Source organism: Pseudoxanthomonas sp. LjRoot204_2 (genome assembly GCF_056175765.1).
Genome location: NZ_JBGFFG010000647.1, coordinates 1 through 1,382 on the forward strand (window position 1 = coordinate 1; position 1,382 = coordinate 1,382).

The 1,382-nt window shown below is 54.3% G+C and carries 1 protein-coding gene and 1 pseudogene; both read right to left on the reverse strand.

The features are described 5' to 3' along the window. A pseudogene (locus AC04L7_RS18740) lies at positions 1-195 on the reverse strand (hypothetical protein); the annotation flags it as partial. 151 nt (positions 196-346) lie between these two features. Further along, positions 347-1,378: a glycosyltransferase gene (locus AC04L7_RS18745; RefSeq protein WP_475513709.1), complete on the reverse strand. Its 1,032-nt coding sequence runs from the start codon at positions 1,376-1,378 to the stop codon at positions 347-349. Positions 1,379-1,382: the final 4 nt, after the last annotated feature.

Here is a 1,382-nt window from a genome sequence, read left to right on the forward strand (position 1 = left end):
GCGGCTGACACCGTTTCCCACATAAGCCGGCGTGGGCAGCCAGCAATAGCGTATCCCGTCAATCAACTGATCAACAGCGCCCTCGTCCACCGGCGGCTGCACTCTGCGCACATGCGAATGGGAAGCGGCGACCACACACACGTCATGACCAGCCCTGACCCACTCTCTTGCTAGATAGTAGGGTCTGTATTCCATGCCATGCAGAGGGGAGCCCGCATAGTGATTGATCAAGAGAATTCTCACAACAACAACCCCGGTCTCATACTTGTAGAGTGAGCATCAGCTTGACTTAGCTCGCGCCGCTGCACATATGCAGACAGCATCCGAGAGTTGCAACTCAAGGAGCTCATCGGTTTTCTGAAGCCGATGTAACGCATTCATTTTTTCGACACCGACCAAGACCGGTATACAGCACCGCCATCAGATCCATTTGTTGATTCGATGAGCCGATTTCTTCAATCTTCTTCCGATTGAATGCGCCCTTTTGTTCTCGCATGGCAGGGTTCTCAAAAACCTCGCAAAGTGATGTGGCCACGGCATCCACATCACCTACCGGCACGACGTAGCCTCCAGAAGCATCAATCCACTGCCGGTTTGCGGGAAGGTCGGAGACGATCGCTGGCAACGAACAGGCCATCGATTCCAACAAAGACACCGAAGTTGCATCACTCTGGGGGACCGATATTGATACATCACAAAGTGCAAGTTCGTGCGCTAAGGCGTGCGGGGGAAGAAGGCCGTGCCAGATGACGTGCTTGCTGATCCCAAGCCTCTCGACCAAAGAGTGCAAACTTTTTTTTTGGCTGCCTCCCCCGAACAGATGTAACGTCGCATCACACCGTGGAGATTTCGCTAGGAATCTAGAGAACGCCTCAACTATTACATCGATTTGGTAGTTGGCCTCCCACGCTCGCATACTCGCAACATGAAATCCAGGTCGGCGATCTGATGGGTTCGGATGGAACTGCGTGACATCAGCGCCCCAAAAAATCTCGTGCAATGACCCGCTTGGCCGATACCGTGCAATCTCAGTTAGAACATCACGGGAATCCGCGGTAATCAGCGAAGCCTGCCTCAAAATCCAGCCAGTCAGAATCCGCAAGGCGTGGCTCCGACGGGGCGTAACAAGTATGTCACTACCCCATGCAGTAAGTACCAAGGGCCGTCCGGAGCTGGCGGCGCCCCACAATCCATAGCTAGTTACATAGTGCGCATGAACGATATCTGGTGCAAGCGAACGTACCGCACGTCGCAGAGCACCCAGTCGCAAGAACCAATCCCAAGTTCGCCGAGGGAGGGGCAACACAATGATCTCCGCCCCTTCGATCGACGCGACCGACGTACTTATGACGCTGACACGAAAACCACGCTGAACCATCGCT

Coding starts and splice junctions, on each gene's coding strand:
- AC04L7_RS18745 (WP_475513709.1), bottom strand. CDS start 1,378: ATGGTTCAGCGTGGTTTTCGTGTCAGCGTCATAAGTACGTCGGTCGCG.